Raw genomic sequence first — 7,571 nt, 5'->3', positions numbered from 1 at the left:
AGCCCCTCGCCTGCGCGCATGGTCGCTGAAACACTATGTGGCTGAGCCATTCTCACCACCATGGCAGAACAAGTCCGTGGTAGGGTTCGTTCCGGCCCGTTATGGTTACGTGATCATCCAGATCAGAACTCCATCGGAGGTCGGGAGCGGCGACGGCGGCGGTAGGGATTGCCGCCACACCACATGAAATGAGCCGCCACACCTATGAAATGAGGTAGTGCCAAATTGACTATTCTTACGCGAGAACACGATTGTTTGCTGTTGGATCTGGACGGAACTCTGTACCGCGGTCAACAGATTACCGAAGGCGCTGTCCAGGCCTTGGATAATTCGCCCAGTCGCAAGTTGTTCATCACCAACAACGCGTCGAGGGCGCCGGAAGATGTCGCGGTACACCTGCGTGAACTCGGATTCACCGCGGCCGCCGACGACGTCGCCACAGCCGCGCAGAGCGCTGCGCGGCTACTGGTCGAACTACTGCCGTCCGGATCGCGGGTGCTGGTCGTCGGTGCGCCGGCTTTGGTCGACGAAGTCGTCGCGGCCGGAATGCAGCCGGTGGAGCAGTACCGCGACGACCCCGTTGCGGTGGTGCAGGGCCTGAGCTTCGACACCAACTGGTCGGATCTGGCCGAGGCGACGCTGGCCATCCGGGATGGTGCCGTGTGGGTGGCGACCAACTTGGACCGCACAATTCCCACTGAACGTGGTCTGGTGCCCTGCAACGGCTCGATGGTCGCCGCGTTACAGGCGGCCACCGAGGCTTCGCCGCAGCTCGCGGGTAAGCCGGCTCCGGCGATGATTAATGACGCGGCGGCCCGTGATGATTTCCGCGCGCCGATCGTGGTGGGCGACCGGGTGGACACCGACATCGCCGGTGCCAACGCGGCGGGCCTGCCCAGCATGCTGGTGCTCAGCGGGGCGAATTCGGCGTTGAACATGCTGCAGGCCGGGTCGGGACTGCGACCGACCTATGTTGGCCACGACTTGCGTTCCTTGCACGAGGACGCGGACATGCTCGCGATCCGGCCGCAGTCGGCGTGGGACGTCGAGGTTGCCGAGGCAGGTGTGACTGTCCACGCCACCGGTAAACATCAGTTCGATGACGGGCTGTCCATTGTCCGTGCGGTCGCGTCGTCGGTGTGGAACACCGTTTTCGACGGCGAGTCGTTCACGATCGGGGCCGGCGATGACGCCGCCTCGGAGGCGCTGAGCCGCTGGTCGTTGATATCCGAGGACAGCGAAGTGGGGCGCGTCGAGCGGGTCGCGTAGCTCTTCGGTCGCCCCGCCGTCACCTGGCCGGCGGGGCGGTCCGCCTGGTGCGTTCGAGGGTTTCGGTGCCCGCCGCGGTGAGTAGGAACCGCGGACCGGGTCGGTGTGCCCGCAGGCACGGCCGAACACCATGTGCTCGTCAACGCGGTAGAAGCGGGTCCGGCGATTGTGCCCTAGCGCCCGCCGCTGGATACGCTGGTAGCGCCCTAAGCCCGGATTCACCAGGAGATCCTCATCAGCAGTTTCGCCGACCAGACCTTCACCGCGCCGGCGCAGATTCGGAACTTCTGCATCATCGCCCACATCGACCACGGCAAGTCCACCCTGGCCGACCGAATGCTGCAGCTCACCGGCGTCGTCGACGAGCGCTCGATGCGCGCGCAATACCTCGACCGGATGGACATCGAGCGCGAGCGCGGCATCACCATCAAGGCCCAGAACGTGCGGCTGCCGTGGGAAGTCGGCGGCATCCAGTACGTCTTGCACCTGATCGACACCCCCGGCCATGTCGACTTCACCTACGAGGTGTCGCGCGCACTGGAAGCCTGCGAGGGCGCGGTCCTGTTGGTCGACGCCGCCCAGGGCATCGAGGCGCAGACGCTGGCCAACCTCTACCTGGCCCTGGACCGCGGCTTGCACATCATCCCGGTGCTGAACAAGATCGACCTGCCCGCCGCCGACCCCGACCGCTACGCCGGCGAAATCGCCCACATCATCGGCTGCGAGCCCGGCGATGTGCTGCGCGTTTCCGGCAAAACGGGGGAGGGCGTCGCCGATCTGCTCGACCATGTGGTGCGAGAGGTGCCGGCCCCGACCGGTGACGCCGAAGCGCCCACGCGGGCAATGATTTTCGACTCGGTCTACGACATCTACCGGGGCGTGGTCACCTACGTGCGCGTGGTCGACGGCAAGATCACTCCGCGTCAGAAGGTCACGATGATGTCCACCGGTTCCACCCACGAGCTACTCGAAGTCGGCATCGTCTCGCCTGAGCCGAAAGCCTCAGTGGGACTTGGTGTCGGCGAGGTCGGCTACCTGATCACCGGTGTGAAAGACGTCCGGCAATCCAAGGTCGGCGACACCGTCACCACCGCGCGCCACGGCGCCACCCAACCGCTGACCGGATACCGCGAACCCAGGCCGATGGTGTATTCGGGCTTGTATCCCGTCGACGGCTCCGACTACCCCGACTTGCGTGATGCGTTGGAGCGGCTGCAACTCAACGACGCCGCGCTCACCTACGAGCCGGAAACCTCGGTGGCGCTCGGATTCGGTTTCCGCTGCGGCTTTCTGGGGCTGCTGCACATGGAGATCACCCGTGAGCGCCTGGAGCGCGAGTTCGACCTCGACCTGATCTCGACCTCGCCGAACGTCGTGTATCGCGTTGTCAAGGAAGACAATTCCGAACTGATCGTCACCAACCCGTCGGACTGGCCGGAGGGCAAGGTCCGCGCCGTGTACGAGCCCATCACCAAGACCACCATCATCACGCCCAGCGAATTCATCGGCACCATCATGGAACTGTGCCAGTCGCGGCGCGGCGAACTCGGCGGCATGGACTATCTGTCACCCGAACGCGTCGAACTGCGCTACACGATGCCGATGGGAGAGATCATCTTCGACTTCTTCGACTCGCTGAAATCGCGCACCCGCGGCTACGCCAGCCTCGACTACGAAGAGTCCGGCGAGCAGGAAGCAGCGCTGGTCAAGGTCGACATCCTGCTGCAGGGCGAGGCCGTCGACGCGTTCAGTGCGATCGTGCACAAGGACGGGGCCGCGGCCTACGGTAACAAGATGACCACCCGGCTCAAGGAGTTGATTCCCCGCCAGCAGTTCGAGGTGCCGATCCAGGCTGCGATCGGCTCCAAAATCATTGCCCGCGAGAACATCCGCGCGATTCGCAAAGACGTGCTGTCCAAGTGCTACGGCGGCGACATCACCCGCAAGCGCAAACTGCTCGAGAAGCAGAAGGAAGGCAAGAAGCGGATGAAGACCATCGGCCGGGTCGAGGTGCCGCAGGAGGCGTTCGTCGCCGCGCTGTCCACGGATGCCGCGGGCGACAAAGGCAGCAAGAAGTAGCCATGCAGGGGTCCGCGACGGCAGCAGTGTGCACGGTGCTTGCCGCGCTCGCGGTGGGCTGCGGGTCGGTCGTCGCGGGGACGGCCAAACCGGCCCCGGACCTGAAGCCTCGACCCTTGTCCGGCCGGGCCATCGAACATGTGTTGCTCGGCGGCAAATCGTTGTCGCAGATGCTCGGTCAGCCGTTCGTCACTCGTCAGCCCGCGAAATTCGGTGGCCTCGACATCCTCGACCAGCGTAAGGCGCCACCGGAGTCAGCGGCCTGCCTTGAGGTCACCGCCATGCTGCAGAGGAGCGTGTACGGCCCCGCCAATGTCCAAGCCGTGGCATCGGCGTCGTGGTGGAACAACGGCGACCCGGCTCAGGTAATCAGCGTGCGGGAGGGCGTGGTCGCGCTACCGACGGCGGCCGAGGCGCAGGCGCTGTTCGCGAAATTTCCCGACCAGTGGCGGCAGTGCAAGGGGCAAAGCACCACCGAACGTACCGGGCCGATCAGTACGACGACGGTGATCGACGACGTCCGAACGCTGGATTCCGTTGTTACAGCGACGAATAACGCTACCGCGACGCTAGCCAACATGCCGCCCCTGCAGCCCACGCCGGTCGCCCGCGCCGTCGGTGTCCGATTGAACTGCATCGTCGAGGTTTCGATGATCTTCTTCGGTGACCGACGGCCGTCGGATCCGGGATCGGCGAGCCCGGACACCAGTGCGGTCGACGTCGCCCACGCGATGATGGAGAAGGTCAGCGACCTCAGCTGACCCGATACCCGCTGATGACCGCCGACACACGGACCCGCACCGACATGTGCCCCGGGGTGTGGCGCCCGTGGCCGGCCGAGGACGGGCTGCTGGTGCGTATCCGGCTGATGGGCGGCCTACTGCCCACGGCGGCGCTGCGACGACTGGCCGAGGTCAGCCGCCAGCACGCCGACGGCTGCATCTACCTGACCGGGCGCGCGAATCTGCAACTGCGGGGAATGCGAGGAGAGGGAACCCACCTGGCCGAGGCCGCCGTGACGGCTCTCGAGTCGACCGGGCTAATCCCAACCCGCACACACGAACTCGTGCGCAACGTACTTGCCTCACCGCAGACCGGTCTGGCCGGCGGTCGTGCCGATCTGCGGCCCGTGATCGCACGCCTCGACACGCTGCTGTGTGCCGAACCCCGGCTCGGCCTGCTGCCGGGCCGATTCCTGTTCACGTTGGACGACGGCCGCGGCGATCTGCTGGACCGCCTCACCGGCGCCGGCAAGTGGGGCACCGACCTCGGTTTCGTGGCGCTGGATGACGAGATGGTCCAGGTGCGGGTCGGCGCTCAGTGGGGCGATATGACCCCGTTGGCTGACGCTGCCGGCCGGTTGGCCGCGCTGGCAACGGAATTCCTCGACGCCCGGGGAACGGGAGCCGACGCGCCGTGGCACATTCGCGAACTCGCCGAACCGCTGCAGCCACCCGTTCCCGCCGACACTCGCATCCCGCCTGCGGCGCCGCCGCTGGCCTATGGAAAAGTGCCAGGCGGCACGCACACGCCCGTCGAGGACGGCGTCCTGACCTCCGAGATGGTCCGAACGCTGCTCGAAAGCGCCTCCGGTGTGGGCAATGTCGTCATAACGCCGTGGCGCGGCGTCCTCGTCCCGAACGCCCCGGAGGTATCCGAGTGACCCAGACGAGCCGACCGACCCAGACGAGCCGACCGACCCAGACCAGCCGACCGACTCGGCGCTACGACTACATCGCCGACGGTCCGGCGATCTACGCTGACTCGTTCGCCACGATCCGCCGCGAGGCCGACCTGTCGCGGATCCCGGCCGAGGCCGAAAAGCTGGCCGTTCGAATGATTCACGGGACCGGGCAACCGGATCTCGTCGACGACCTGATCGTGCACCCGGCCCTGGTCCCGGCCGCACGTTCGGCGCTGCAATCAGGCGCGCCCATCTTGTGTGACGCCCGGATGGTCGCCACCGGAATCACCGCCGGCCGGCTACCCGCCGCCAACGACGTGCGCTGCTTCCTCACCGAACCCGGCGTGCCGGAGTTGGCGAAGCAATGGCACACCACTCGCACCGCGGCGGCGGTGTCGTTGTGGGAACCGTTGCTGCACAACGCGGTCGTCGCTATCGGCAACGCCCCGACCGCGCTGTTCCATCTGCTGGAGATGCTGATCGACGGCGCGCCGCGGCCCGCGGCGATCGTCGGGTGCCCGGTCGGGTTCATCGGTGCCGCCGAATCCAAGCACGCCCTCGCATCCTTGGCCCGCGACCACGGCATCGACATCCCGTTCGTGACGGTGCGGGGTCGACGTGGTGGCTCGGCGATCACCTCCTCGGCCGTCAACGCGCTGGCCTCGGAGGCCGAATGACAGCCGGCCGCTTCTACGGAATCGGCTTGGGCCCAGGTGATCCCGAGCTGATCACCTGTAAGGCGGCGCGGATCATCGGTGAGTCCGACGTTGTCGCCTACCACGCCGGGGTGAACAAGCAGTCCTACGCGCGAACGATCGCCGCGGACCTGATTCCCGCCGCCGCCATCGAAGAGGAGTTGCGCTACCCGCTGACCACCGGAACCACCGATCATCCCGGCGGCTACGCCGGCGCACTGGCGGAGTTCTACGAGGAATCGTCCGCCAGGCTCGCCGCGCATCTGGATGCCGGCCGCACCGTTGCCCTTCTCGCCGAGGGGGATCCGCTGTTCTACGGCTCGTTCATGTACATGCATGATCGGCTCAGCGCCCGGTTCGTCACCGAGATCGTGCCCGGGATACCGGCATTCACAGCCGCGACGGCGGCCGTCGCCTCGCCGCTGGTCCGCCAGACCGACGTGCTGACCGTGCTGCCCGGCACGTTGCCGGAAGCCGAACTCGCGCGGCGACTGGCCGACACCGACGGCGCGATCATCATGAAACTGGGCCGCACGTTTCCGGCCGTCCGCCGCGCGCTCGCCGCGGCCGGGCGACTCGATCATGCGATGTACGTCGAGCGGGCCAGCCATCCGCAGCAGCGGTGGATGCCGGTGGTTGACGTCGACGCATCGACCGTCCCGTACCTCTCGCTGATCGTGGTCAACGGCGATTCGATCAACGGCCCCCGATCGCGCATCATGGCCGAAGAGCCCATCATGATCGAAGATCCCAGCCCTGCAACCATTTCCACCGGTGCCGGCGAGCTTCTCGTCATCGGCCTGGGTCCCGGCCCGGCCCATTGGATGACCCCGGAGGCGTCGGCCGCACTTGCCCAGGTGCGGCATGTGGTCGGCTACGCCCCGTATGTTGCGCGAGTGCCGCAGCGCGAAGGTCTGCAGCGGCACGCATCCGGCAACACCGTCGAAGCCGACCGGGCGCGCTTCGCGCTCGATCTCGCGTTACGTGGCGAATCCGTCGCCGTGGTCTCCGGCGGCGACGCCGGCGTGTTCGGCATGGCCTCGGCGGTGTTCGAGGCCGCCGAGGACCCGCGGTTCGCCGACGTATCGGTCCGGGTGCTTCCCGCCGTCTCCGCTGTGCATGCCGTCGCCGCGTTGGCCGGTGCGCCGCTGGGCGCGGACTTCGCGGTGCTGAGCCTGTCGGACCGGCTCAAGCCGTGGTCGGTGATCGAGCAGCGACTGCGCGCCATCGCCGATGCTGATCTCGTTCTGGCCATTTACAACCCGGCCTCGCGCTCCCGGCCGGACCAGATCAAGCTGGCCCGCGACATCCTGCTCGAACATCGGCGCGCAGACACCGTCGTCGTCGTCGGGCGCGACGTCGGGCGCGCCGAGGAAGCGCTGACGGTGACGACACTGGGCGACCTCGACACCGACGTCATCGACATGAAAACCCTCGTCGTGGTGGGGGCGTCGAGCACCAAGGCCACGCCGAAAGGCCGGGTGTGGACGCCGCGGTGGGTGCGATGAGCGCCGTGGCGTTCGTCGGCGCCGGACCGGGGGCCGCCGACCTGCTCACCGTGCGGGCCGCCCGACTGCTCGCAGCCGCGGACACCGTCTTGTATCCGGGCAGCTATCTCGACCCTGATGTACTCGAGAGCTGCGCTGCGACAGCTACATTGGTCGACACCCAGAAACTGGACCTCGACCAGATCGTCGCCCGGATCGTCGAGGCGCACCGCGCCGGCCGGCGCGTTGTCCGATTGGTATCGGGTGATCCGTCGCTGTACAGCGCGGTCTCGGAGCAGACCCGCCGGCTCGATTCGGCCGACGTGCCGTGGGAGATCACGCCGGGAGTACCGGCAT

The 7,571-nt window shown here is 67.1% G+C and carries 7 protein-coding genes; all 7 read left to right on the top strand.

Annotated elements, in window-relative coordinates; translation table 11 throughout:
- Positions 1-225: 225 nt before the first annotated feature.
- Complete coding sequence (locus AC2VOG_RS09600; RefSeq protein ID WP_486939672.1) at positions 226-1,269, top strand: HAD-IIA family hydrolase; 1,044 nt, start codon at positions 226-228, stop codon at positions 1,267-1,269.
- A gap of 216 nt (positions 1,270-1,485) precedes the next feature.
- Positions 1,486-3,348, top strand: coding sequence for a translation elongation factor 4 (gene lepA, locus AC2VOG_RS09595; RefSeq protein WP_486939673.1), 1,863 nt, complete (start codon positions 1,486-1,488; stop codon positions 3,346-3,348).
- A 2-nt stretch (positions 3,349-3,350) separates the two neighbouring features.
- A complete protein-coding gene (locus AC2VOG_RS09590; RefSeq protein WP_486939671.1) occupies positions 3,351-4,109 on the top strand; it encodes a sensor domain-containing protein in 759 nt (252 codons plus the stop codon).
- A gap of 14 nt (positions 4,110-4,123) precedes the next feature.
- Positions 4,124-5,011, top strand: coding sequence for a nitrite reductase (locus AC2VOG_RS09585; protein WP_486939670.1), 888 nt, complete (start codon positions 4,124-4,126; stop codon positions 5,009-5,011).
- The gene (locus tag AC2VOG_RS09580) at positions 5,008-5,709 is read left to right on the top strand and encodes a precorrin-8X methylmutase (protein ID WP_486939669.1); all 702 of its coding nucleotides are present in this window, start codon (positions 5,008-5,010) and stop codon (positions 5,707-5,709) included. Before AC2VOG_RS09585 ends, AC2VOG_RS09580 begins: the two co-directional genes overlap by 4 nt.
- Positions 5,706-7,235 carry a precorrin-3B C(17)-methyltransferase gene (gene cobJ / locus AC2VOG_RS09575; RefSeq protein ID WP_486939668.1) on the top strand — a complete coding sequence of 510 codons (1,530 nt, stop codon included), beginning with the start codon at positions 5,706-5,708 and terminating at the stop codon, positions 7,233-7,235. The genes AC2VOG_RS09580 and cobJ overlap by 4 nt, the downstream gene beginning before the upstream one ends.
- Positions 7,232-7,571, top strand: a 340-nt coding sequence (locus tag AC2VOG_RS09570; protein WP_486939667.1) for an SAM-dependent methyltransferase, incomplete at its 3' end; no start/stop codon positions are given. The genes cobJ and AC2VOG_RS09570, both read left to right, overlap by 4 nt.

Source organism: Mycobacterium sp. TH-M11 (assembly GCF_057473725.1).
This window is presented reverse-complemented; position numbering and strand designations above follow the sequence as displayed.

Excerpts from the sequence above, each read along its gene's own strand:
- AC2VOG_RS09590 (WP_486939671.1), top strand. The coding sequence starts at position 3,351 with ATGCAGGGGTCCGCGACGGCAGCAGTGTGCACGGTGCTTGCCGCGCTC.
- AC2VOG_RS09585 (WP_486939670.1), top strand. The coding sequence starts at position 4,124 with ATGACCGCCGACACACGGACCCGCACCGACATGTGCCCCGGGGTGTGG.
- cobJ (WP_486939668.1), top strand. The coding sequence starts at position 5,706 with ATGACAGCCGGCCGCTTCTACGGAATCGGCTTGGGCCCAGGTGATCCC.